Source organism: Bacillus alkalicellulosilyticus, assembly GCF_002019795.1.
Taxonomy (GTDB): domain Bacteria; phylum Bacillota; class Bacilli; order Bacillales; family Bacillaceae_F; genus Bacillus_AO; species Bacillus_AO alkalicellulosilyticum.
On the sequence record NZ_KV917381.1, the window covers coordinates 3023756 to 3049911 of the forward strand.

The 26156-nt window shown below is 38.8% G+C and carries 22 protein-coding genes; 5 read left to right on the plus strand and 17 right to left on the minus strand.

All coding sequences use genetic code 11. The annotated features are described in order from the left end of the window. Positions 1–10: 10 nt before the first annotated feature. The 5 genes from glnA to spoVK all read right to left on the minus strand — a co-directional run bounded on the left by glnA (position 11) and on the right by spoVK (position 5502). A complete protein-coding gene (glnA, locus tag BK585_RS15205; protein WP_078554518.1) occupies positions 11–1360 on the minus strand; it encodes a type I glutamate--ammonia ligase in 1350 nt (449 codons plus the stop codon). A 27-nt stretch (positions 1361–1387) separates the two neighbouring features. After that, positions 1388–1780 (minus strand): MerR family transcriptional regulator, encoded by a 393-nt coding sequence (locus tag BK585_RS15210; RefSeq protein WP_078554520.1) that lies wholly within the window; start codon positions 1778–1780, stop codon positions 1388–1390. A 125-nt stretch (positions 1781–1905) separates the two neighbouring features. After that, the gene (locus BK585_RS15215) at positions 1906–3192 is read right to left on the minus strand and encodes a methionine gamma-lyase family protein (RefSeq protein ID WP_078554522.1); all 1287 of its coding nucleotides are present in this window, start codon (positions 3190–3192) and stop codon (positions 1906–1908) included. A gap of 14 nt (positions 3193–3206) precedes the next feature. Then, positions 3207–4487 (minus strand): GTPase HflX, encoded by a 1281-nt coding sequence (gene hflX, locus BK585_RS15220; RefSeq protein WP_170885620.1) that lies wholly within the window; start codon positions 4485–4487, stop codon positions 3207–3209. A 58-nt stretch (positions 4488–4545) separates the two neighbouring features. Beyond that, positions 4546–5502: a stage V sporulation protein K gene (gene spoVK, locus BK585_RS15225; protein WP_078554524.1), complete on the minus strand. Its 957-nt coding sequence runs from the start codon at positions 5500–5502 to the stop codon at positions 4546–4548. 212 nt (positions 5503–5714) lie between these two features. Here spoVK and BK585_RS15230 point away from each other — a divergent pair, with 212 nt between their 5' ends. Further along, positions 5715–6692 (plus strand): tyrosine-type recombinase/integrase, encoded by a 978-nt coding sequence (locus BK585_RS15230; RefSeq protein ID WP_078554526.1) that lies wholly within the window; start codon positions 5715–5717, stop codon positions 6690–6692. A gap of 113 nt (positions 6693–6805) precedes the next feature. Here BK585_RS15230 and hfq read toward each other — a convergent pair whose 3' ends face one another. The 4 genes from hfq to BK585_RS15250 form a co-directional block, all read right to left on the minus strand. After that, positions 6806–7042 carry an RNA chaperone Hfq gene (hfq, locus tag BK585_RS15235; protein ID WP_078554528.1) on the minus strand — a complete coding sequence of 79 codons (237 nt, stop codon included), beginning with the start codon at positions 7040–7042 and terminating at the stop codon, positions 6806–6808. Then, complete coding sequence (miaA, locus tag BK585_RS15240) at positions 7039–8016, minus strand: tRNA (adenosine(37)-N6)-dimethylallyltransferase MiaA (RefSeq protein WP_078554530.1); 978 nt, start codon at positions 8014–8016, stop codon at positions 7039–7041. Before miaA ends, hfq begins: the two co-directional genes overlap by 4 nt. A 24-nt stretch (positions 8017–8040) precedes the next feature. Further along, the gene (locus BK585_RS15245; RefSeq protein WP_078556838.1) at positions 8041–8811 is read right to left on the minus strand and encodes a class I SAM-dependent methyltransferase; all 771 of its coding nucleotides are present in this window, start codon (positions 8809–8811) and stop codon (positions 8041–8043) included. Positions 8812–8911: 100 nt separating this feature from the next. Then, positions 8912–9895, minus strand: coding sequence for a CobW family GTP-binding protein (locus BK585_RS15250; RefSeq protein ID WP_078554532.1), 984 nt, complete (start codon positions 9893–9895; stop codon positions 8912–8914). Positions 9896–10069: 174 nt separating this feature from the next. Here BK585_RS15250 and folE2 point away from each other — a divergent pair, with 174 nt between their 5' ends. Then, positions 10070–10966, plus strand: a complete 897-nt coding sequence (gene folE2, locus BK585_RS15255; protein ID WP_078554534.1) for a GTP cyclohydrolase FolE2 — start codon at positions 10070–10072, stop codon at positions 10964–10966. 202 nt (positions 10967–11168) lie between these two features. Further along, positions 11169–11651, plus strand: coding sequence for a hypothetical protein (locus tag BK585_RS15260; protein WP_078554536.1), 483 nt, complete (start codon positions 11169–11171; stop codon positions 11649–11651). Positions 11652–11750: 99 nt separating this feature from the next. Here BK585_RS15260 and sufU read toward each other — a convergent pair whose 3' ends face one another. Next, the gene (sufU, locus tag BK585_RS15265; RefSeq protein WP_078554538.1) at positions 11751–12194 is read right to left on the minus strand and encodes a Fe-S cluster assembly sulfur transfer protein SufU; all 444 of its coding nucleotides are present in this window, start codon (positions 12192–12194) and stop codon (positions 11751–11753) included. Between the two features lie 209 nt (positions 12195–12403). On the opposite strand from sufU, the gene rpsN reads away from it, so the two are divergent. Next, positions 12404–12673, plus strand: coding sequence for a 30S ribosomal protein S14 (rpsN, locus tag BK585_RS15270; RefSeq protein WP_078554540.1), 270 nt, complete (start codon positions 12404–12406; stop codon positions 12671–12673). Positions 12674–12700: 27 nt separating this feature from the next. Next, the gene (locus BK585_RS15275) at positions 12701–13720 is read left to right on the plus strand and encodes a GTP-binding protein (RefSeq protein ID WP_078554542.1); all 1020 of its coding nucleotides are present in this window, start codon (positions 12701–12703) and stop codon (positions 13718–13720) included. A 1334-nt stretch (positions 13721–15054) separates the two neighbouring features. Here BK585_RS15275 and mutL read toward each other — a convergent pair. The 7 genes from mutL to BK585_RS15320 all read right to left on the minus strand — a co-directional run bounded on the left by mutL (position 15055) and on the right by BK585_RS15320 (position 25761). Continuing rightward, a complete protein-coding gene (mutL, locus tag BK585_RS15290) occupies positions 15055–16932 on the minus strand; it encodes a DNA mismatch repair endonuclease MutL (RefSeq protein ID WP_078554547.1) in 1878 nt (625 codons plus the stop codon). Between the two features lie 4 nt (positions 16933–16936). Then, a complete protein-coding gene (gene mutS, locus BK585_RS15295) occupies positions 16937–19528 on the minus strand; it encodes a DNA mismatch repair protein MutS (RefSeq protein ID WP_078554549.1) in 2592 nt (863 codons plus the stop codon). Between the two features lie 381 nt (positions 19529–19909). Continuing rightward, positions 19910–20482 (minus strand): outer spore coat protein CotE, encoded by a 573-nt coding sequence (locus BK585_RS15300; RefSeq protein ID WP_078554551.1) that lies wholly within the window; start codon positions 20480–20482, stop codon positions 19910–19912. Positions 20483–20917: 435 nt separating this feature from the next. Then, the gene (locus tag BK585_RS15305) at positions 20918–21349 is read right to left on the minus strand and encodes a YlbF/YmcA family competence regulator (RefSeq protein ID WP_078554553.1); all 432 of its coding nucleotides are present in this window, start codon (positions 21347–21349) and stop codon (positions 20918–20920) included. Further along, the gene (gene miaB, locus BK585_RS15310; protein WP_078554555.1) at positions 21350–22960 is read right to left on the minus strand and encodes a tRNA (N6-isopentenyl adenosine(37)-C2)-methylthiotransferase MiaB; all 1611 of its coding nucleotides are present in this window, start codon (positions 22958–22960) and stop codon (positions 21350–21352) included. A gap of 191 nt (positions 22961–23151) precedes the next feature. After that, positions 23152–24018, minus strand: a complete 867-nt coding sequence (locus BK585_RS15315; protein WP_078554557.1) for a 2-oxoacid:ferredoxin oxidoreductase subunit beta — start codon at positions 24016–24018, stop codon at positions 23152–23154. Then, on the minus strand, positions 24019–25761 hold the full coding sequence (locus tag BK585_RS15320; protein ID WP_078554559.1) for a 2-oxoacid:acceptor oxidoreductase subunit alpha: 1743 nt from the start codon (positions 25759–25761) through the stop codon (positions 24019–24021). Positions 25762–26156 lie beyond the last annotated feature (395 nt).

A 26156-nucleotide genomic window follows, 5' to 3' on the forward strand; every position in this document is an offset into this window, starting at 1 on the left:
GGTTCTCCTATTAATAAATCGTCATGTACTGTTCGCGTTCCCAAGGATGTACTTGAGTGCGGAACATATCCCATTCGATCTCTTTTGCTTCAACAAAGTGCTCAATTGCATGCTCACCTAAAGCATTTATCATGACTTCGTCGCTAATTAGCTTGTCAATTGCTTCTTTTAATGTTGCAGGAAGGTCATTGATTCCAGCTTCTTCACGCTCTTCTTTGTTCATGATGTAAATATTACGGTCAGTTGCACTCGGAGGAGTAAGCTTACGCTTAATTCCATCAAGACCTGCTGCAAGCATTGCTGCCATTGCAAGGTAAGGGTTAGCTGCTGGGTCTGGGCTACGTACTTCGATACGAGTACTTAGCTTACGGGAGTTTGGAATACGAACTAATGGACTACGGTTACGTAATGACCATGCCACATAAACTGGTGCCTCATAGCCAGGAACTAGACGCTTATATGAGTTTACTACTGGGTTAGTAATGGCAGTGAACGCTTCAGCGTGATCTAGAATACCCGCTAAAAATTGCATTGCTGTTTCACTTAATTGAGTTTCAGTATTAGGATCATAGAACGAGTTTTCTTTTCCACGGAATAAAGACATGTTGCAATGCATTCCCGAACCATTGACACCAAATAATGGTTTAGGCATGAATGTTGCATGAAGACCATGCTTTCTTGCGATCGTTTTTACAACTAGTTTAAACGTTTGAATGTCATCACAAGCTTTGATTGCATTCGCATATTTAAAGTCAATTTCATGTTGTCCTGGAGCCACTTCATGGTGAGATGCTTCGATTTCGAATCCCATGTCTTCAAGCTCAAGTACGATATCACGACGGCAGTTTTCTCCTAAATCCGTTGGAGCAAGATCAAAGTAACCACCTTTATCGTTTAACTCAAGAGTGGGTTCACCCTTCTCGTCATTTTTAAATAAGAAGAATTCTGGCTCTGGTCCAATGTTAAATGAAGTGAATCCTAACTCTTCTGCTTCTTTAAGCACACGCTTAAGAATTCCACGAGGATCCCCTGCAAATGGTGTTGGCTCTTCTCCTGGTCTACCTGGTTGGTACACGTCACAAATTAAACGAGCAACCTTTCCTTTGTCAGCTGTCCAAGGGAAAATAACCCACGTATCAAGGTCTGGATATAAATACATATCAGACTCCTCAATGCGAACAAATCCCTCAATGGAAGAACCGTCAAACATCATTTGATTTGATAATGCTTTTTTCAACTGGTTTGTTGGAATTTCAACATTTTTGATAATTCCTAGTAAATCTGTAAATTGAAGACGAATGTAACGAACGCCTTCTTCTTGGGCAATACGTAAAATGTCATCCTTAGTATACTTAGCCATTATGTAATCCCCTTCCTTTTCCCTTTTTTAATGAAAGAACCGTGATAGCTGACCTTGAATAATCGAAGCACGACCATTTCTACCTGCCATCAACAATTCGTTTTTCAGATGTTTTCGAAGCTCTTTATCGGTTATATCCTGTTTCGCCTCTTGTGAAACCTCAATTTGCTGTTGCTGTTGTTTCATTTCAAGTATTTGTTTAACTCCTGAGATGTTAATTCCTTGCTCAATGAAGGACTTAATTTCGAGTAAACGCTCTACATCGTTAAACGAAAACAACCGCTGATTTCCATTCGTACGGGCAGGGTAAATGAGATTATGTTCTTCATAATAACGAATTTGTCGAGCAGACAGTTCGGTAAGTTGTTTTACAATACTTATCGGAAATAATGGCATACTACGACGCATTTGATCATTCATAATCTACCCCTCCTAGGCTTCGATAATACTAGCATAATAGATGTGAGCATCACTGTCAATAGATGTAAGGTAATCTAACATGTCAGTTTTGTGACGAGAAACGTTTTAGCTTCGATTCACGTAAATTATATGACACTGTTAGTTTTTGGACCGATAAGTTCGTCCTTTAGTAACTGATCGACTGCCTTTAAAACGGCAATTTTAACATGGGAGTAGGTAAGACCACCTTGAACATAGGCGACAAATGGCTCTCGTAATGGACCATCTGCCGAAAGTTCAATACTAGCTCCTTGGATAAACGTACCCGCTGCCATAATGACATCATCCTCATATCCGGGCATCGGACTAGGATGAGGAGTGACATGAGAATTAATAGGTGAAGCTGCTTGAATCGCTTGGCAGAAAGAAACCATCCTCTCTCTGTCATTAAATTGGACCGATTGTATTAAATCGGTTCGTTTTTCATTCCACTTGGGATTTGTTTGGAGCCCAATTTCCTCCAGACAAGCAGCTGTAAAAAGGGCCCCTTTTAAAGCTTGACCAACGACATGGGGTGCTAGAAAGAATCCCTGATACATTTCTAATAAACTATATAAGGATGCACCACCCTCTGCCCCGATTCCAGGAGCAGCTAGACGATATGATGCCAGTTCTACTAGCTTCTTCTTTCCAACGATATAGCCCCCTGTTTTGACAATTCCTCCACCTGGATTTTTTATCAATGACCCTGCAATGATATCTGCACCTACATGAGGCGGTTCCATGGTCTCAACAAATTCCCCATAGCAATTATCGACGAATACAATCACATCATTTTTTATTGATTTAACAAACTCGACCATCTCTTTGATTTCTTCAATAAAAAACGACGGACGATTCGCATAACCTTTTGAACGTTGGATGCCAATGACTTTTGTTTTTTCAGTAATGCTTTCTTTTACTTGTGAATAATCCACTTTACCTTCATTTGTTAAAGGAATCGCTTGATATGAGATTCCAAATTCCTTTAATGAGCCGTTATTACTGCCACGGACACCTACAATTTCTTCTAATGTATCATAGGGGGTACCTGTTATATAAAGTAACTCATCGCCAGGTCGTAATAATCCGAATAATACTGTAGCAATCGCATGCGTTCCTGAGATGATTTGAGGGCGTACTAAACCCGCTTCTGCTCCAAACACATCCGCATACAATTGCTCTAATGTATCTCTACCGACATCATCATAACCGTATCCTGTTGATGGGGTAAAATGAAAATCAGACACTTGATGTGCTTGATAGGCTTCTAATATTCGAAGCTGATTTTCTTCTACAACTTGGTCAATACTTTTATGATAATCTTTAATTTTTTCCTCTGCACTTGTTACCAAGCGTTTTAATTGTTCCCCATGGTGAAATTTCTCGTACATCCTGTTACTCCTTTTTACCCGTTTTTCAATTCTGTATATAATGATAAATTTGGGTGAACATAGCCTCGAACATCATATCCTTCTTTATCTTCATCCCATGTTTGTTGTTTTACAATTGATTCTCGCTTACACCGTGCAAGCAATTTCCCATCATCTGAAGGAATAAACACTTGATAGTAATCTAATTGAGCCTTAATCATCTCTTCAATTTCAAGTTCAAGTCTTCGTAAATCTTCATCATTGATTGCTGAAACCACGATACTATTCTTCTCTTTTGAATAAGGAGGTTGTTCTATCATTTGGTCAGCTTTGTTATAAACGGTTAGCATTGGAATATGACTTGCTTTTAACTCTTCTAATAAGCGTATTACAGTTTTCTCATGGTCCTGGAATTGTGGGTTTGACCCGTCAACTACATGCAAAAGTAAATCCCCTTCTACGACTTCTTCTAACGTCGAACGAAAAGCAGCGATTAAGGCGGTTGGTAAGTCTTGAATGAATCCAACCGTATCTGAGAGTAACACTGTTAATCCAGATGGAAGTTTTAATTTTTTAGTTGTTGGGTCCAGTGTTGCAAACAGCAAATTTTCTTCAAAGGTATCCGCTTCAGTAAGTCGATTAAGTATCGTTGATTTTCCGGCGTTTGTATATCCAACTAATGTCACTTGAAGCACTTGATTAAGCTTTCGACGCTCTCGGTAACGGGCCCTGTGTGTCGTAACTGCCTCTAATTGTTGTTTAATTTCATCCATTCTTCTACGGATGTGACGGCGATCTGTTTCAAGCTGCGTTTCCCCTGGACCTCTTGTACCGATTCCCCCACCTAAACGAGAAAGGGCTACACCTCGACCCATGAGACGAGGTAATAAATAATTGAGTTGGGCTAATTCTACCTGTAATTTTCCTTCCTTCGAGTTTGCTCTCATCGAGAAGATATCTAATATAAGTTGAGTTCGGTCAATAATCCTTGCATCTATATATTCGCTTAAATTGCGTACTTGACTAGCAGTAAGTTCATCATTAAATATGACAATATCAGCTTCTGTCTCCTCCACTAAGTTGACGACTTCTTCGACTTTCCCTTTTCCTATATATGTCGCTGAATCAAGCTTGTCCCTTTTTTGAGTAATGGTACCGACAACTTGACCCTCGGCCGTTTCCGTCAGTGACGCTAACTCTTCCATTGAGTAGTCAAATGTTTCCTCATCGCGCTTTAATGTATGACACCCAACTAAGATGACACGCTCTTTTTTTTGTTCGTTAATCTCTATCAATGAATCATCACTGCCTTCCATAATTATTCACTTGGCTAATTATAGCTTAATTTAGCATGAAACAACAGTTCACCCATTATTACGAAAATGGGTGAACTGTTGATTTTTCAAATTCAAAATCACAGGCTTCAAGTGTAGCGAGCGTTTGACGGTCACGATTGGGCTCTTGTAATAATCTAACCGCTTGCTTTCGAATCGCTTGCTCTAATATGTTTCGAACAAAACGTCCATTACTAAAAGCCTGAGAGGAGTCTGTTTTCCCACGTCTTACTAGTTCTTTGATTTTATGCTCTGCCTGCCTAGTGAGGATATACTCTCGTTCAGAAAGCATTCCCTTTGTTATGTCCATTAGTTCCTCAGTCGAGTAATCTGGAAAATCAATCGTTAATGGAAATCTTGAAGGAAGGCCTGGATTGAGGGACATAAAGTAGTCCATCTCTTTTGAATAACCAGCTAAAATCAAAATAAAATCATGCTGCTGGTCTTCCATGGCTTTCACCAGTGTATCGATGGCCTCTTTCCCGAAATCCTTTTCTCCACCTCTTGACAATGAATACGCTTCATCAATAAATAAGATGCCACCCATTGCTTTTTTTATTAGTTCACGCGTTTTTAATGCGGTATGACCAATGTATTCTCCAACTAAATCTGCTCGCTCCGCTTCTATTAAATGTCCTTTTGAAAGAACATTCATTTCATGGAAGAACTTAGCGATCATTCGAGCAACTGTCGTCTTTCCTGTCCCAGGATTCCCTTTAAAAATCATATGAAGCGCTTGCTTTGACGTCTTTAACCCTTCGTCTTTTCGACAGTTATTTATATAAAGCCACGCATATACTTCTTTTAAGAATGCCTTTACATCTTGCAAACCAACTAACTGTTTTAATTCATTTTCTATTCGCTCTAGGACATAGTGTTTATCTCGTTCTTCCTCATTTAAAAAGGTAAACTGCTCTGTATCCTTTGATTTATCATTGTTTTGGTTAAGAACAATATTGATTTGACTTCTAGTTCTAGTCTTTGCTGGGTTTCTCATCTTTCACCCTCCTATCGCTATCCCCTTACCTCCACTATACGCAAGTGCCCAATTTTTGTGACAACTGCCTATAACTTTTTCATGAAAAAGGGTCAAACAAGAAATCAGAAGGGTGAATTGCTAGTATTTCTGCTGCACACCCGTTAAAATGGAAATATACCCCACCACGATTTCACATCACGCAAACCTGAAAAGGGAAGGTGGTGAAACAAATGGAATCGCTTCAAAAACAATTGCCTGAAGACGCAACATTATTTCTATTATCTTTAACTAAAAAAGGAAGACGACCATCCACGATAAAAAGATATCATTATGACCTACATGATTATTTCCGCTGGGTAGAAGCAGCGTTACCACACCAACAATCCGTTACTACAATGACAACTGAAATGTTACAACAGTTTTTTGATTTCTTACAAAATGAAAGAAATTATGATATCAAAACTAGAAAAAGAATGGGTACAGTTATAAAACAGTTTTACAAGTATCTATATGAATGCAGGAAAATAAAGAGTAATCCATTTATTGGCGTTGTCATTGCTGGCGAAATTGACCATACGTTATGTATTGAAGATATTCTTTCCATAGAAGAACAACAGAAGCTTCGTTCGATTATACGTTCTTCTAAAGATTTAACAGAAAACCAATTAAAAGCCCGACCACTTCTTATTGACCGAAATGAAAGCATTATTGTCCTATTAATGGAATATGGTTTATGCTTACGTGACGTAACCTCTCTCACCTTAGATGATGTCCACTTTGAATCCAATGTCATCGATGTTCACAATCATTCTAGTTCTAGTCGGTCAATCACTCTCAAAGAATCAGATAAAAAATTGCTTTATCGTTATTATCAACACATTCCACTTCCAGTACGACCAAAATATCATAGTGATGACCCTTTTTTTGTAGCGTTTGATTTTCAACGAAATACATATCGCTGGTCCTATGAAAAAGACCGACCGAAAGAGTTAACTGAAATCGCCATTCAAAAAATGCTACGACACGAAGTAAAACGGGCTGGATTACGAAAAGGGATTTGTGCGATGCATCTAAGACATACCTTTGCAGTAAACGCATTAATTCGAGGAGAAAGTGCTGTCACCGTTCAAGAACACCTTGGATTGAAATCTGAATTTGGCGTGCAGCGATACCTTTCGCTTGTTGAAACCTTAAAGGAAATTATATGAGATAACTGAATATAGAGGTGCGACAAAAGATAAAATCAATTTTATCCCACCCCTCGTAAATAAAAAGATAATTAGCCCGCTCTTGGACTAATTATCTTTGTAATAAGCTTTTATTATGCTTGATCAGATTCAACACTAATTTGAATATTTCGTTGAGGAGCGAATGTAGAGATCGCATGCTTATAAACTAACTGCTGTTTTCCCTCACTCTCTAGAATAATCGTAAAGTTATCGAATCCTTTGATGTGTCCTCTAAGTTGAAAGCCGTTTAATAAAAAAACGGTAACAGAAATGTTTTCTTTTCGTAACTGATTTAAAAATTGGTCTTGAATATTAACTGATTGCTTCATTGCAAGTGTCCCCCTCTTTTTAGCTCTTTACTTATTTCGCTGTTGTTATAAAGCTTTCCTTCTATAAATGTGTGCATTTTTACAATATTTTCATTAAAACCATTTTGCCCCATGTCAAACCATGTCACATCTGCTTTATTTCGGAACCACGTTAATTGTCTTTTGGCATATCTTCTTGAGTTTTGCTTTAAGTTCGAAACAGCTTCTTCTAATGTGACTCGACCTTCAAGATAATCATAAATCTCCTTGTACCCTATAGCTTGGACCGATTGGAAATCTTTTACACCTTTTTCATAGAGAAGTTTTGCTTCTTCAAGAAGTCCTGCTTCCATCATTTTATCAACTCGTTCGTTGATTCTGGAGTACAGTACATCACGGTCCATTGTCAAGCCTATCATGACCAGGTCATAGGGTGATGGTTTTTCTTCATCATGCTGCATATCTGACATAGGCTGTCCTGTCACCTTAAAAACTTCTAAAGCCCGTATGACTCTTCTGTAATTGTTAGGATGAAGATTCTTATAGCTTATAGGGTCAATTTCTTTCAATTTTTCGTGTAAGGAGACAACCCCATGTTTCTCTACAAATGTTTCTAATGCATTTCGATAGTCTTCATCTGAAGGACCTTCAGCAAACTGATAATTATGAGTTATTGCTTTGACATATAACCCAGTCCCACCAACTAAAAACGGGAGTTTCCCTTTTTGATTCAAATCTGTTATTAATGGTTGAACCAGATTTTGAAACTCTGCTACAGTAAATGATTCTGTAGGGTCTTTTATGTCAATCAAATGATGTGGGATTCCTTCCATTTCATCTGAAGTCACCTTAGCTGTGCCTATATCCATGTCACGATAGATTTGCATCGAGTCTCCACTAATGATTTCTCCATCAAAGGCTTTAGCTAACTCAATACTTGTTTTTGTTTTACCTACCGCTGTAGGACCAACGATTACTACTAATTTTTCTTTCATTTCTGTTTTGCCATACTCCCTTATTTATAATTGGATGTATCCAAAATGGAATGTTGAAGTGGGCCGTTTGAGAACGGTAAAATTAAACTCCTCAAACCAATCACTTTTCCAATGGGTTTTCACAACGACTCTATCTCTTGCTACTCTTATTGCTTCTGTAATCGTCTCTTTCGTGAGCTTGTCTTGGATGGCTATATCGTGAAGAGGACGAATTCCATCAGAGGTTTCAATTTTAGTTTCGAACATTGGATCAAAATAGACGATATCAAAACTACTCGAAGGCAGTGCTGCAAGTTTTTCAATGTAATTCATATGGTGTACTTCAATTCTATGCATCGCCTTATACAAATCTTCATCTTCGCTTTTCCATTGAAGTAAGCCCTCTTTTACTAAATACGCAATGACCCTATTTCCTTCGATTGCAGTTACTTGCCCAGTTTCTCCAACTACATAGCTTGCAACGATACTATCTGAACCCATCCCTAGAGTACAATCGAGAATTGTCTTTCCAGAAGAAAGGCCCGTAGCAACAACAAAAGGGTCATGTTCTCCTCTTCGTACTCTCTTGATTCGAAACGAAGCTGAATTTGGGTGAAAGAAAAAAGGCTGATTTGATTTCAAGTAGTATTGTAGTTTATCTTTACCAACAACAATAAGGTCCTGTCCAAAGTCAGTAATGAGCTGTTCGACCGAGCGGTTTTCACGTACAATAAACTGCCCACGCAAGTCATCGGCTACCTTCATTGCTTGTTGTTGAAGCTGTGAAGCTGTCTTTAAGGCTGTGGTTACTAACACAAAAACTCCCCATTGCATATGTATTGTTTGTATTATAAGCTTTTTCCATTTGAAGTGCAATCTTCCAAAAAGAAGTATTAGCTCTTTCTCAGGTAGTCTGTTATGAAATACACATTTCAAAGTTTTTTTGAAACCATTTTTCATCAAGATCAGTTCCGATTACAACCATTTCACTTACTCTCTTTTCACCTTTTTCCCACTCTCGGTCGGCTGTTCCTGCAAATAGCATATGAACTCCTTGAAAAACCACTCGTTTATCAAGATTTTCAATATGTAATAATCCTTTATAACGGTACATCTGTGGGCCAAGCTCGACTAAGATTGAATTCATCCATTTCTCTATTTTTGATAAATTCAATGGTTTCTCAGTTCGTAACACTATCGCCCTCACATGATCATTGTGGTGGTGATGACCTTCTTTTAAAAAGTTTGGTGTGATTTCTTGCTTTTTTGTGAGGTCAAAAGAGTAGACGTTCAATATCTCATCCAAATCAATTTGACTATGTTTTGTCCGAACGACTCTAGCAGAAGGATTCATTCCCCTGATTCTCTCTGATACGGAATGAATATGCTCTTCATCTACTAAATCTATTTTGTTTAAAAGAACTACATCGGCAAATGCTATTTGCTCCTGGGCTTCACGAGAACGGTCAAGCTGCTGATGGACGTGAAATGTGTCTACAACGGTAACAATTGAATCTAGATGATAGAACTCAGACAATTGCGGGTCGACAAAAAACGTTTGTGCCACTGGACCCGGGTCCGCTAAACCCGTGGTTTCAATAATGACCCGTTCAAATTCGAGGGTTGATTTATTTTTTTCTTTTAATTCACTAAGAATTCGGATTAAATCTCCACGAACTGAGCAGCAAATGCAACCGTTATTCATCTCAAATATCTCTTCATCTGCGCCGACCACAAGCTGATTATCGATTCCTACTTCACCAAATTCATTTACAATAACCGCAAGTTTTTGTCCATGATTTTCAGTTAGAATATAATTGAGTAATGTTGTTTTTCCAGCTCCTAAAAAACCAGTTAACACCGTGACTGGAATCCTATTATCTTCTTTCAAAGTACTCATCTCCTAATAATGTTATTGTTATTATTCTTTGATTATAATCGTAAACATTACGATTTAAACTCTGTTCTGTTCACATACTTCTCTCGAAAATAAAAAAGCATATTATTTTCAATTTACCCATTTGGTATTATACTATATAAATCGTAATAATTACTATTTAAAAAGGAGAATACAATGCAAACAAAAATCATTCCTAGTAAAAAAGAACGACATAAAAGATTTGGATCGGTTCCCCCTGTCATAGGAACAAAACCTTTACATAAAGAAGAGATGACAGACTTACAAAACATGCCGAATGATTTTCTTTTCCCTATTGAATCAGTCGGAATTTCAAATGTTACACACCCTATTCAGATAGAATCTGATTATGAACCAAAAGAACAAACAACTGTTGCAACCATTTCTTTAACAACGAGTTTAGCACAAATGAATAAAGGGATTAATATGAGCCGTTTAACTGAGGTGCTTCAAGAATATCACCATAACGGGTTTAAAGCGAGTAGAGAACAACTTTATTCGTTCACTAAAGATTTAGCGGAACGAATGGAACAAGATGGTGCCCAAATGAGCATTCGTTTTCCTTGGTTTTTTGAAAGAACTAGCCCAGTTCTAAACAAAACCGGATTAGCCCATGCAGATGTTCAGATGTACGTCAGCTACGACAAAGCTAATGGATTTACCCATGAATTTGAGCTCACTGTGGCTGTTACAACGTTATGTCCATGTTCAAAAGAAATCAGCGAATATAGTGCTCATAATCAGCGGGGGTATGTCACTATCAAAGTCGAATTCTTTGATTTGCTAGAATTGAGTAAGGACTGGAAAGTTATATTACTTGAAGCAGCCGAATCAAATGCCAGTTCAATGCTTTACCCTATTTTAAAAAGGCCAGATGAAAAGTCGGTGACAGAACGCGCTTTTGAAAACCCTCGTTTTGTCGAGGATATGGTTCGCTTAGTGGCTGCCGATTTATATGAAAATAAAGATATCAAATCGTTTACTGTTGCATGCCGAAACGAAGAATCGATTCATATGCATGATGCCATTGCAAAATTGTCCTATACCAAATAAATAAGAGGCTGGGACACAAAGAAAGAGGGAGAGACAATTGGTGAACAACTTTTTGTTTCTCCTCAAATTTTTATTTGTACAATAACATTAAGTTGGGATTCAAACTAGATTTTTTGGGGATTGTTGTAGAAATAGGAGTATGAAAAAGTTATATTTAGCTTCCAGCAGGGTAACTTAATAAAAACAAGAGGGGTTACTAGATATGAAAACGAAATGGTATTTATTAGGGGTAGCAATTATTCCTTGGATTTCTTTGGTCTTTATGGATAAGCACTCAATAAAGAGGTTTTTCCCAACTTCAATCCTGATGGGACTTTTATTAATTGGCGAAAGTCTTTTGGCTCGTAAAAAAATGTGGTGGTCGATTTATAAAAAACCCCACCCTAACATTATGGGTGAAGCACCTTTAATAATGGGACCATATATTGTTGGTTCAATGTGGATGTTACGATTTGGATTTGGTAACATTCTTAGATATTCCATTTTAAATCTATGTGTTCATTTATTTTTTGTATATGTATTAATGGATCGCTTTAAACGTATAGGATATTGGTCTCTTATTAGGTTAAAAAAATATCAACTCTTATTGTTATTTATTATCGAAGCCATTATTTTATATGGCACACAAATAATATTTGAATCAAGAAAAAATAATCCCCACAAGTTCACCTGGAATTGGAAATAGATAAGGTTTACTAATGATAATTTCACAAAACTCAACTTATTAGGACAAAAGGTTTTTTACCTTTTGTCCACCCTCACAACAAAAGTAATCCCGCTTCTTTTACTTTAATCTATACTCTGGATAATCTCCTAAGATTCGGTCAAGTGCTTGCCAAGCCATCAAGGCACAATTATGACGTGCTCTTAACTTATGAACACCTTCTAATGCTAGCGCATCTCCTAAATCAATGTCTTCTGAGACCTCACCTTTTCGAATCATTTGTTCCATTGCTTCTCTTAATTGTGATGCTTCTTCTACGGAAACTCCTTTTATTAATTCTGTCATCATAGATGCAGATGCCATACTTATGCTACATCCTTCACCAACAAACGAGATATCATTAATTCTTTTGTCAGTGGATACCTCCATGAACAAGGTCATTACATCACCACAAGTTGGATTCTTATAATGTTTCTGTTGCACCTTCGACCCTTCTAGCTTCCTATGATTTCGTCGGTTTCTTGAATGCTCAATTACTAATTGTCTGTACAATTGGTCTAGCATAACTTATATCCCCCTTTTAAATCAAAATCATTACGTTTTATAATATATACTATACACATTCCCATCAAATCAGTCTAAGGCACTGTCAGAGATTACAAAAGAAGTTCAACTTAAAAAACATTTTTTGTAAACTTTACTTCGGGATATTTTTCATATATCATGGTAACAAATCGTAATGATTACTATTTAAATGATGAAAGGTGATTACAATGGCAAAAAAATCCAAAGTAGCAAAAGAAATGAAGCGTCAACAGTTAGTGGCTCGCTATGCCGAGTTGCGAAGAGAGTTAAAGGAAAAAGGAGACTATGAAGCATTAAGAAAACTTCCAAGAGATTCTTCTCCAACACGCTTAACAAGAAGATGTGAGATGACTGGAAGGCCTCGTGGGGTACTTCGTAAATTTAAACTATCAAGAATTGCTTTCAGGGAATTAGCTCATAAAGGGCAAGTGCCAGGTGTTAAAAAATCAAGCTGGTAACGACTTACTGTAAAAGGGGTGTGAAAAATGGAAAAAGTGCTCCCTCTTATCGTTTTATCTGGTTTCCCCTTAAGGGATAAATGTATATTTATGGAACGCTTCCAAGACGAGAAACAACAAAGAGTATTGAAGATTCTATTTCAACAAGAAAAAAGCAAATTGAAGGTAAAGGCAGAAGATCCTTTTAACGTGACATTGATAGGAAAAACTGTTCATAATGCAGTCATTGATTCGATCAATCAACTACATACAGTTGTTAAAAGAATGGATTTGACCGAAGATTTTGATGGGATTATATTAGATATGTTTCCGACGGTTGAGCCCCCGATAGACGCATTACTAGCTTTTTGTAAAGAGATGAATATCACTTTTAAATCACACATCCATCTTATTGATGCTAGGGAATTTTGGTTTTCCTATTTTTCAGAACATGAAATCTTAGTAGATGCTGAAGATTCCCTTGAACGGAGGGATTATACGGTAGGTGAAATGCTAACTAACCAATTAGAATTCGCTGATACAATTGTCTTTTGTCATACCAATCATTTATCACATGAGCGACTCGGAGAATTATATTCTTTTGTTATGAGCTTGCAACCAAAAGCAATGGTTGTGACATTCGAAGAGTTTTTTCAAGCGGATGACAATAGAATGTATGAACTCCATTCCGCTTCTTCGCTGTATACACATCAATTGAACATAGCTGAATCAAGGAAACACTTGAAGGTAGTAGGACAGTATGGAATAGGTACATATGTATATAAAAGTCCAAAATCAATTTCACTTTCAAGGTTAGAGTATTTTTTTCATCAGTTTCCGCCTGAAGTGTTTCGAATGAAAGGGCAATGTTACAATCCTATGAATCATGAGCTATATGTGATTTCCCAAGTGGGCTCGTCGATTCAAGTAGATACCTTTGACATGCCCACTTGGTCTTCCTCTGTCATGTCTGAGTTTTTATTTATTGGTGAAGAACTTGACCAACAAGATATTCAGCAGAGGCTGGATGAATGCTTTGATCAACAACATCGCTCATTAGGGTCATAATAAAGCGACAATGTAGGTGAGCAACGAGTGGAACCAAAGCCACTGATATTTAAAGCATTGTTTCCTTTTTCGGACTCGGTCAATGCTTTTTCTGCTCGGCCTGTCCGTATTGGTTCTCTTTTCGGACTCGGCCCACCCTTTTTCTGCTCGGCCTGTCCGTATTGACTCTCTTTTCGGACTCGGCCCACCCTTTTTCTGCTCGGCCTGTCCGTATTGGTTCTCTTTTCGGACTCGGTCCACCCTTTTTCTGCTCGGCCTGTCCGTATTGGTTCTCTTTTCGGACTCGGCCCACCCTTTTTCTGCTCGGCCTGTCCGTATTGGTTCTCTTTTCGGACTCGGCCCACCCTTTTTCTGCTCGGCCTGTCCGTATTAAAGAAACCACCAAGGCAAAGACCGCCTTGGGGCGGGCCTTCGCTTCCCTGCTCGCCTGGTAGGAGAACACCACTCCTCCCACGCTCTTTCTTTGCAGGGGCTTTCGGCCCTTACAAAGAAACCACCAAGGCAAAGACCGCCTTGGTGGGGGCCTTCGCTTCTCTGCTCGCCTGGTAGGAGAAAATCACTCCTCCCACGCTCTTTCTTTGCAGGGGCTTTCGGCCCTTACGAAGAAACCACCAAGGCAAAGACCGCCTTGGTGGGGGCCTCCGCTTCCCTGCTCGCCTGGTAGGAGAAAATCACTCCTCCCACGCTCTTTCTTTGCAGGGGCTTTCGCCCCTTCCAACGAGACCACCACGGCAAAGCCCGCCTTGGTGCTGGCCTTCGCTTCCCTGCTCGCCTGGTAGGAGAACACCACTCCTCCCACGCTCTTTCTTTGCAGGGGCTTTCGCCCCTTCCAACGAGACCACCACGGCAAAGCCCGCCTTGGTGCTGGCCTTCGCTTCCCTGCTCGCCTGGTAGGAGAACACCACTCCTCCCACGCTCTTTCTTTGCAGGGGCTTTCGCCCCTTCCAACGAGACCACCACGGCAAAGCCCGCCTTGGTGCTGGCCTTCGCTTCCCTGCTCGCCTGGTAGGAGAACACCACTCCTCCCACGCTCTTTCTTTGCAGGGGCTTTCGGCCCTTACGAAGAAACCACCAAGGCAAAGACCGCCTTGGTGGGGGCCTTCGCTTCTCTGCTCGCCTGGTAGGAGAAAATCACTCCTCCCACGCTCTTTCTTTGCAGGGGCTTTCGGCCCTTACGAAGAAACCACCAAGGCAAAGACCGCCTTGGTGGGGGCCTTCGCTTCCCTGCTCGCCTGGTAGGAGAAAATCACTCCTCCCACGCTCTTTCTTTGCAGGGGCTTTCGGCCCTTACGAAGAAACCACCAAGGCAAAGACCGCCTTGGTGGTATCTTCTATTACATTATTCGTTTGAACATTTTTTCCATTTCGTAGGTTGTGATGTGGATTAGGATGGGTCTGCCGTGTGGACATGTGAATGGGTCTTCGCATGTTCGTAGCGATTCTAATAGTGCAAACATTTCGTCTTGTCGTAGATGGCGATTGGCTTTGATTGAGCCTTTACACGACATAATTATCGCTGCATCTTCTCTTAATTTTTTGATGTCTACTTTTTTCGTTGTGAGTACTTGGTTGATTATCTCTTCAATGGTTTCTTGTTCTTCTCCTTTTGGAAACCATGTCGGATGGGAGCGAACAATAAAGCTCGTTCTACCAAATGGTTCTAGGAAAACTCCTACTTTTTGTAATTCATCCTGGTGGTCTGCTAGAATCGGGATTTCTGAGTTCGTAAATTCCAAAGTATATGGAACTAATAACTCTTGTAATTCTGGAGACACCTTGCCGACATTTTCTCTATAGTATTCATATTTTATTCGCTCTTGAGCTGCATGTTGGTCAATGATATATAGACCGTTATCATTTTGCGCTAATATATATGTCCCGTGCATTTGACCAATCGGATATAGAGTAGGAACTCGGTCATTTTGATTGTATTCATGAGCATTTTGTACGGATTCTTTCGTATCCGCAAACTCTTCAGTATTTGTTTCTTCCACGGCTTGTACTACCTCGATTGTTGAAGGCTGTTCTTTTTTTTCTAGAAAGCCTGTCCCAACATTCCTTTCGTCAACTTGATACGGACTGGCAGTATTGGTGGATGAACTTTTTTGATAAGAAGAGTCATAGTGTTTTGCTGTTTCTCGCGCTTTTGCTTGAGAAGGAAACTGAAAACTCATTTGTTCGGATTGTTGTTTTTCACGCTTGACTATACCTAACTCTGGAATGAGTTGAATTTTCTTAAAAACCTTTTGAATGGATTCTTTTACTAATGTAAACAACTCTTCTTCCTTACTTAACCTTACTTCAAGTTTTGCTGGATGAACGTTGACATCGACTAGCTTCGGGTCCATTTCTATATTTAACACAACCAAAGGGTATCTCCCTATCGGAAGCAACGTATGATAGCCTTCTTGTATGGCTTTGGCGACAGTAAAGTTTTTAATGTATCTGCCGTTAATAAACGTTGACATGTATTGCCTTGATGCTCTAGTGACTTCTGGTTTGGCAACATAACCTCTGAGCTTAAAGTCTAGTGATTCTGACTCCAGCTTTACCATTTGCTTCGCTGCTGAAATCCCATAAATTGATGCTATAACTTGAAGGACATCTCCATTTCCGCTCGTTCGAAGGAGCTCTTTTTCATTATGATATAGTTCAAAAGAAACTTCTGGATGAGCAAGTGCCAAACGGTTCATGACATCACTGACATTGCCAAGTTCGGTATGAATCGTCTTCATATATTTTAGTCGTGCAGGCGTATTGTAAAACAATTGAGTCACAATAATTTCCGTACCCTTGCGACTTTTTGTCCGTTTGGTTTCCTTAATCAGGCCACCTTCAAGCTTTATCTGTGTTCCAGCATCATTTCCTGTACATGTTGAAAGCTCTAAATGGGATACAGAGGCAATACTTGGGAGGGCTTCACCTCGAAATCCTAATGTTAAAATCGAAAAAAGATCTTGATCGGTTTTAATCTTACTTGTCGCATGTCGGAAAAATGCTGTTTCCACATCGTCCGCTTCAATGCCGTCACCATTATCAAGGATTCTTATTCTTTCCAGACCAGCTTCATCGACTTCGACAATAATGTGTGTACTGTTCGCATCAATCGAGTTTTCTACTAACTCTTTTACGATAGAAGCTGGTCTTTCAACCACTTCACCCGCTGCTATTTTATTTGATAATTGCTCATCTAACTTAACGATTTTCCCCATCGTCTCATCCTTTATTTCTGACTTTCTTTTGTAGTTCATTAAGCGCTGAGAGAGCTTCAATCGGTGTCATATTTAATATATCAATTTGACTTATCGTTTCTATGATTTGTCTTTCATTTGAACTAACTGCTCTTGTCTTTTTCTTATCAAGGACAGGTTCATCCTCAAACAATGTGAGCTGCTTCTCCTCTACCATTACAGAAGAAGGACTTGTTTCTTTAGCACCCGCTTCTAGCTCAGTTAACAACTGTGTTGCTCTTGCAATTACCGGAGCGGGAATATCTGCTAACTCTGCGACATAAATTCCATAGCTTCGATCAGCTTGTCCATCTACGACTTTATGAAGAAAGACAATTTTACCTTCTTCCTCCATCGCTGATACATGTACATTCTTTACTTTCGTTAATTGTTGGTCAAGTACGGTCAGTTCATGGTAATGAGTCGAAAATAACGTTTTGGCCCCGATGTTTTCATGAATATATTCAATAATCGCTTGCGCCAATGCCATCCCATCATAAGTTGAAGTTCCCCTACCAATTTCATCTAATAACACAAGGCTATCTTGTGTGGCTTTCGTTAATGCATATTTCGTTTCTAGCATCTCGACCATAAATGTACTTTGCCCACGAGCTAAATCATCGGCTGCACCAATTCTAGTAAAGATTTGGTCAAATATAGGTAACTTCGCTTCAGTAGCAGGTACATATGAACCAATTTGAGCCATAATTGATATTAAAGCAAGCTGACGCATATACGTACTTTTCCCTGCCATATTTGGTCCGGTAATGAGAAGCATTTCTCTATCTTCATTCATCATGACATCATTGGCAACATATGCTCCATTGCCGATTACTTTTTCAACAACAGGATGACGCCCATCGATAATAGACACTGTGCGGTCACTTGTAAATGTCGGTTTTACAAAATGTTGTTTTTCTGAAACAGTAGCAAAACTTTGTAACACATCAATTGTACTGACACATAAAGCGATGTATTGCAGTTGAGAGATATATGTTTTCACTTCTTCTCTAATCTCTAAAAAGATGTGATACTCTAAATCTTCAATTTTTTCCTCTGCTTCTAGAATTAACGCTTCCTTTTCCTTTAACTCCGGCGTGATATAACGTTCTGCGTTCGTTAATGTTTGCTTACGTTCATATCGCCCTTCAGGTAGCAAATGAAGATTCGCTCTTGTTACTTCGATATAATAACCAAATACTTTATTAAAGCCTACTTTCAGAGACTTTATTCCTGTTTCAATTCTTTCTTTTTGTTCGAGCTCTGCAATCCAGGATTTTCCGTTAATCGAAGCATCACGGTAAGTATCAAGTTCTTGATGATATCCTGCTCGGATCATTCCCCCGTCTTTTACAGATAAAGGAGGGTCGTCTACTAAGCTTTGTTCTAACAAATCTAATAACTCTTCACAGCAATCAATCGAAGTTGTCATTTTAGTAATATAAGAGTTTTGCAACTGTTCTCCGTTGTCAATAATGGCTGGTAGTTGCTGTAGTGATTTTCGAAGTTGCACTAAATCACGGGCATTTACATTTCCGTATGCTACTCTTCCAGCTAGACGTTCTAAGTCATATACTTCTCTTAACCGCTCTCGAAGCTCTTCCCTAATAAAGAAGTGGTCAAGCATCACTTCTACTGCACCTAATCTCTCTTCTATGCGTTTTTTATCAAGTAATGGTCGTTCAACCCATTTTTTAAGTAAACGACCTCCCATAGCTGTTACAGTCGCATCTACAACAGACAACAGAGATCCTTGTTTCTTTTTTTCACGAAGCGTTTCAACGAGTTCTAGATTTCGCTTAGAATGATAGTCAATCTTCATAAAATCAGTTGTCGTATAGTAATGGACAGGTTGCAAATGGTGCAATGAGCGCTTTTGTGTATTTTCTAAGTAATTCACTAGCCTTGCAAAGGTCTTTTCTAATTTTTCTTGTGTGAGGTTCTCACATAAAGAAACAAAGGCTTCTGGTAATGTTTCATTGTCTTCAAAAGAGACAGTAACGGTTAAGAATTCTTGAAAACGAGCTTGTTTTTGCTTTTCTAATTCACTAGCTACCACGACTTCTTTCGCTTGAATGGTAGCAACTTCTTGAACAACTTCATCAAAATCACCAACAAGTAATGTGACAAAGCTTTCGCCCGTTGTTAAATCCGTCCGTGCTAATCCATAACTGCCATCCTGGAAATCTGAAATCGCAACAATGTAATTGTTTTCTTTTTCCTGTATCGTCCGGCCTTCCATGACCGTACCTGGTGTAATCATTCGAACAACTTCTCGCTTTACCACACCTTTTGCGAGCTTCGGATCTTCTACTTGTTCTGCAACAGCAATCTTAAATCCTTTTTCAATTAATTGAGTTATATAATTATCAGCTGCATGATAAGGGACACCACACATTGGAATCTTTTCTTTGTCTCCCCCTCGAGCTGTTAATGTAATTTCTAATTCATGGGCTGCTTTTACGGCATCATCAAAAAACAGCTCATAAAAGTCACCTAAACGAAAAAATAAAAAGGCATCTTGGTGTTGAGCCTTTATTTCTAAATATTGCTTTATCATCGGAGTATGCTCAGCCATCGTTTTCCTCCATCTATCTTATAATCTACCGTTATTATAACATAGAAAAAAGAGAGTAGATTAAGAAAAGCGACACCAGTCGCCTTTTCTTAAATGCGATGCGCGAAGCCACTGCCCTCTTTGTAAAAGTGCTTTAATAAGTGTACTTCTTATTAAAGTACTTGCAGTGAGCAAAGCCATCGCTCTTCCTGAGAAGCATATAAATCCTTCTTAGAATCTCCTCACAAGACTTTTAATGATTTTTCACGGATGGAAAGGCTTCGCTCGTTGCACGCTTGTTAGGAGAAAACCACTCCTAACAACCTTAAGACTAACCAACAACTTTCGTATTAGGTGGTAAATAAAAAAAACTAGGAAGATTTCTCTTCCTAGTTCCCTTCATTATTCTTCTAGGTCACCCATTAAGAAATTCGGGTCAAGGTCTTCAAACTCTTCATCATCGACTTGTTCTGCCCAGTCTTCCGGTTGAAGCTCTTCAATCGTTCCGTCCGGTGAAACGGCTACATTGATTTTTGTTTCACCAATGACCTCTACTAAAAATTCGCGTTCCACTTGGACGACAACTGTAGAGCCGTTTGGAGAAACCGTCGCTTCTAGCGTGTTCGGCTGTTGAACAGCACGAGCAATCACTTCTACATCCTCAGAGAGAATGTTTTGGTCACGGACCGCGAGTGGTACAACATCAGTGTAAGTAACTGTTTCGGTCGCTACTTCCGTCTTTGTGTTGTTATGGTGTGAGTACCATACGTTAATGTCGTAGCTTCCGAGAACCTCCACCGCATCACCTTTTTTAGCTGCCTCATATTTATGATTAATAATCCAGCAGCCGAGGATACTCGTCGGCCTTTGTGAAGGGCTGATTGTATGACTTGCTTGAGAGAACTTTCTTCCCTTACCACAGACCGCTTTCGTAATAATTTCTCGAAAATTTAAATCCTTGTCTGTCTCTGACATGATTAAACCCTCCTCATTCATATCATAAAGAAATCTTGACTTCCGCCTATTTGCAAGGGCGATGGCCTAGATCCCATGGTCAAAAGTACGATAGTCCTATGACCAAATAAAATCCGAAGTTCGTGTTGAACAGATTTCGTACACAAATTGGTCCGCCAATTTTCTTCACTTCCATCCTATGCAGGGCAAATGACCATTGTGCTAAAAAAATCTTGAAAGGATGACCTTCGTTATAATCAAGGTGATAATTACGAGTAATCTATACAACGATATGTATGATCTGTTTACTTTATGAGCACTTTTTTAAAAAAACTTGCCCAAATAAAGTCAACCTTTTATAACATCATCCTATCCTCCATAATTCTGACGGATCTCTCTTATAGATATGATAAGAAAAAACCATCTATGACTATTTCATAGATGGTTTTCTTTGATTTAATGACCGCAGCAGTCATTATCAAAAGGACTCTTTGTAGTGGTTCCCTTTAAATGGTCTCCACCCATAGATTCGATAATTTCTTTTGTAACAGAATCAGAGATTGTGCTAGATACGAGTTGCAGTAAATAGTTAACATCCATTTGGCTTTGTTTAAACTCTTGCACTAGAGGAATGTCATCAATTTCATCTTGTAATTGGTCTATTCGTTGTTCCACTTTCTCAAGAGCTTCTGACTTTCCATAATGTTGTAAATTGACAGCTTCTTTTTGTTCTTTTTTAATTTTTGCGATGATTTCTTGAACTTTAAGATTTTCATTGATTTGCTTTTCTGCTTTTTTAAAGAATTCTACTTCTTCTGTTTCGGCAATCATGCTTGCTAGTTCTCTCGCCTTTGCAATAATTTCATCTTTAGTATATAGATTCCCCATTTATTTCACCTCTGCCATTTCCACGATTTTGCCGTTTAACGACCATGTTTTTACTTCTTTTACTTGTACATAAACGATTTGACCTATGACGGATTTCGGACCTTTAAAGTTTACAAGACGGTTTGTTCTAGTTCTCCCTGATAAAACTTCAGGGTTTTTCTTGCTTTCCCCTTCAACAAGGACTTCAACTACTTTATCTTGATACTCATTGTTTTTCTTGGCCGAAATCTCATTCACTAATGCATTTAATCGTGCTAGACGGTTCTTCTTCACTTCCATAGGGACATTGTCTTCCATCTTCGCAGCTGGAGTTCCTTCTCGTGGAGAGTAGATATACGTAAATGCACTATCAAATTCAATTTCTCGTACAAGCGAAAGCGTATCCTCAAACTGTTCTTCCGTTTCATTCGGAAAGCCTACAATTAAATCTGTTGTAAACGAAGCATTTGGTATCGCTTTTTTAATTTTCGTCGCCAATTCAACATATTGTTCTCTCGTATACTTTCTCGCCATTAATTTTAAGATATCCGTATTCCCATGCTGAACAGGAAGGTGGATGTGCTCGACCATGTTCCCGCCCTTTGCTAGCACTTCTATTAAACGGTCATCAAAATCTCGAGGGTGACTTGTAGTAAAACGAATTCGTGGAATGTCAATAGCACGCAACTCATCCATCAAGTCTCCCAAACCGTAATTCATTTCTAAGTCTTTACCATAGGCATTAACGTTTTGCCCTAAAAGTGTAATTTCTTTATAGCCTTGACGGGCAATGTCCCTAACTTCAGCAATGATATCCTCTGGTAAACGGCTACGTTCCTTCCCACGTGTATATGGAACGATACAGTACGTACAGAACTTGTCACAGCCGTACATAATGTTGACCCATGCTAGGGTATTGCCTTGACGAGCTCTTGGAAGATTTTCTACAATATCTCCTTCTTTTGACCAAACTTCAATCACCATTTCTTTCCCGAAGATGGCTTCTTGCAATAAATTAGGTAAACGGTGAATGTTGTGAGTACCAAAAATCAGGTCAATGTGTTGGTGCTTTTGCATAATTCGATGAACAACAGCTTCTTCCTGTGACATACAGCCACATACGCCAACAATCAATTCTGGTTTTTCACGCTTGAGTGTTTTTAAATGTCCGATTTCACCAAACACTTTATTTTCCGCATTTTCACGAATCGCACATGTATTTAAAAGAATGACATCGGCGTCTGTTGTTTCTTCCGTTTCAGAAAACCCCATTTCCAATAGGATTCCTGCCATATTTTCTGTATCATGATAGTTCATTTGACAGCCATATGTTCGAACGAGAAATTTCTTTCCAACCCCGATCTTTTTCATTTCTTCTGGAACTTCATAACGGACCACTTTTATTTCTTCTTTTCCTCGACGTTTGCCTTCTTTAAAATCCGGCTGGTCAAGAATTAATATATCTCGCCCGTTGATGCGCATTTTTGAGTTTCCGTCTTCAGTTGTCTCAATTTTCGCTTTTGAAAAGTCAAAATACTTACTATAGTCTTTTTTCTGAGACATCTCAGATTTTAAGTCTGTTGTCTCTTCATTTGTATTTCCGACTTTTCCTAAACGTTGATCTTCATTCATCGGTAAAACCCCTTTCTGAACAACTATTCTATTATCAACACACATCTACTCATTATAAACCCCAAAAAGAAAAACGACAATATATTCTATCAGAATGCCAAGTATTAGAATCTACGAATTAGTGAACATCTATTGTACCTTTTCTTTCCAAAGAAAAAACCATACTCAGAGAGCATGGTTTTTGCATGTAATTACATAAATTCAGCCATTAACTGATTGAATTTTTCTTCATCAATCGATAAGTCTTGAGCTGATAATGGATTTTCGTCATAACCGATAACTAAATCTTGATACGATTTCTTCTCCGTATCTTGATAGATTAGTCCAGTTACTAATCCGTTATTTTCCATTAGAGTTTGCATTGCTGTCATACGATTGTGTGGGTCATACCCTTCAACATCAGCAAGCTTTACTAAGTTCTCTTTGAACCAGTCATATGTGTTTACTTTGTTAAACGTAACACATGGACTGAATACATTGATTAAAGAGAAACCTTTATGGTTAATTCCTTGTTCAATTAAAGAAGTAAGTTCTTTTAAATCACTTGAGAAACTTTGTGCAACAAATGTAGCTCCAGCTGTTAACGCTGTTTCCATTACATTTAATGCAGACTCAATTGATCCACCAGGTGTACTTTTTGTTTTAAAGCCCATTTCACTACGTGGTGACGTTTGACCTTTTGTTAAACCGTAAATTTGGTTATCCATAACGATGTACGTTACATCGATATTACGACGAATCGAATGTACCGTGTGACCCATACCAATCGCAAAGCCATCACCATCTCCACCAGAAGCGATAACCGTTAAATCACGGTTTGCCATCTTAACTCCTTGAGCAATTGGTAATGCACGACCATGAATACCGTGGAATCCGTATGAGTTAATATACCCAGAAATACGACCCGAACAACCAATCCCTGAAATAACTGCTAAATCATCTGGCTCAATTCCGACATTCGCAGCAGCACGTTGAATCGCAGCTTGAACCGAGAAATCTCCACAACCTGGGCACCAGTTTGGCTTTACTTTATTTCTAAAATCTTTAAAAGTTGCCATTTAGACCAACTCCTTGCAATGATTATGAATGTCAGAAGGTAGGAATGGGTTTCCGTCGTATTTAAGTAGGCTTTCCACATTAATTCCGCCAACATTCATACGAATGATGTTTGCTAACTGTGCTGTTGCATTGTTTTCAACAACTACCACTTTCTTTGCCTTTTCCATCAATGGTCTTAACTCATCCGTTGGGAATGGGTGAAGAAGTCGTACTTGTGCATGATTTACTTTAATTCCATCTGACTCTAAACGAGGCATTGCCTCATTAATTGTTCCGCGTGTTGAGTTTACCCCAATAATTAATAGGTCAGCTTCTTCATGTGCAGCATTTGTATACACAGGAGTGTCAAATGTTGAGTGTAAATTATTTAATTTACGAAGTCGCTTGTCCATTTGGGCAATTCGGTTTTCAGGACTCTCAGACGGCTTACCAGTTTGGTCATGTTCAACACCAGTAACGTGATGGATACCGTTTTTCATGCCCGGAATCACACGTGGTGAAATTCCATCTTCTGTTACTTCATAGCGTTTGTAATATTCTCCGTCAACGCGTTCAGGTAATTCTGCTTTAGGGTCAAGCTTACCACGACGAATTTCTACTTTATTATAATCTAACGGTTCAACCGTTTGTTTTCCAAGTGAAAGTGCAAGGTCTGTTACTAAAATAACAGGACATTGGTATTCTTCAGCAATATTAAATGCTTCCACTGTATCGTAGAATGCTTCCTCTACTGTACTTGGGCAAATGACAACTTTCGGAATATCACCATGTGTACTATATAACATGGCCATTAAATCTGATTGTTCTTGTTTTGTTGGAAGTCCTGTACTTGGACCACCACGTTGGGTATTTACAACAACAAGAGGTGTTTCAGTAATTCCAGACAAACCAAGAGCTTCAGCCATTAGAGATAACCCAGGACCTGCTGATGCAGTTAATGAACGTACACCTGCATAGTTTGCTCCAATTGCCATTGTACAAGCTGAAATTTCATCTTCGGTTTGAATAACCGTTCCACCATACTCTGGAAGTTTCTTAATTAAATATTCCATAATCTCAGAAGCAGGAGTAATAGGGTAAGCTGGCATAAAGCGACAACCAGCAGCAACTGCACCCATTGCGATAGCGTCATTACCGATTAAGAACATTCTTTTCTTACCATCTGCTTCTCCTAATTGGAAATCACCAGTGTTATTGCCAGCTTCTTTTTTAAAGAACTCAGCACCCGCTTGGATGGCTTCCATGTTCTTTTCAACAACAGACATCCCTTTGCGTTTGAAGATTTCCTCTACAACTTCACGGTAAGCTTCTACAGGCAAGCCTAAAATAGCACTTGATGCTCCAACTGCTACCATGTTTTTCATTAATGAAGTTCCTAGTTCGTTAGCAATTTCTGTAAACGGCACTGCGTATAGTGATGCGTTTTCTCCCTCAGGTAAAGTCGGGTTAAACTTTGCATCAGCAATAACAATTCCGCCCTCACGTAATTCATGAACGTTAACGTCGATTGTCTCTTGGTCAAAAGCAACTAAAATATCTAAATCATCAGAAATAGCGTTTAGAGGAGTTGTACTTACACGAATTTTATTATTCGTATGTCCTCCTTTAATACGGGAAGAAAAGTGACGATATCCGTAAAGATAGTACCCTAATCGGTTTAATGCAATTGCAAAGATTTCTCCGGTACTTTCAATACCTTCCCCTTGCTGTCCGCCAACTTTCCAAGAAAGTTGATTGATCATGATTCTCCACCCCTTTGGCGTTTTAGAAAGTGTCAATGGTTGTTCTTCTATAAGTTTAACATATTCCCAAGTTATTCACTAGAATTACTTGCATTTTACAACTCATTGTTTATTCCATGAAATATGTACTAAACGATTTTAATAATAGACCTATCAAGAGTAAAAATCAATAGAAAAGCATTATTTTATTACAAAATAGTGACAAATAAAAAAAAGTACATATTTCTGATAAAACCTGACATTGACATTGGTATATAATTGCACATATCTCCTGTTCATTTTTATTCTAACCTAAGTTTAACCGGTTATGATAAATTACAACAAAAACTATTCTAAGCTAACAAACCAAAAGAATGAATTCACGCTAATTCACATAAAAAAACCTGTCCGCAGAA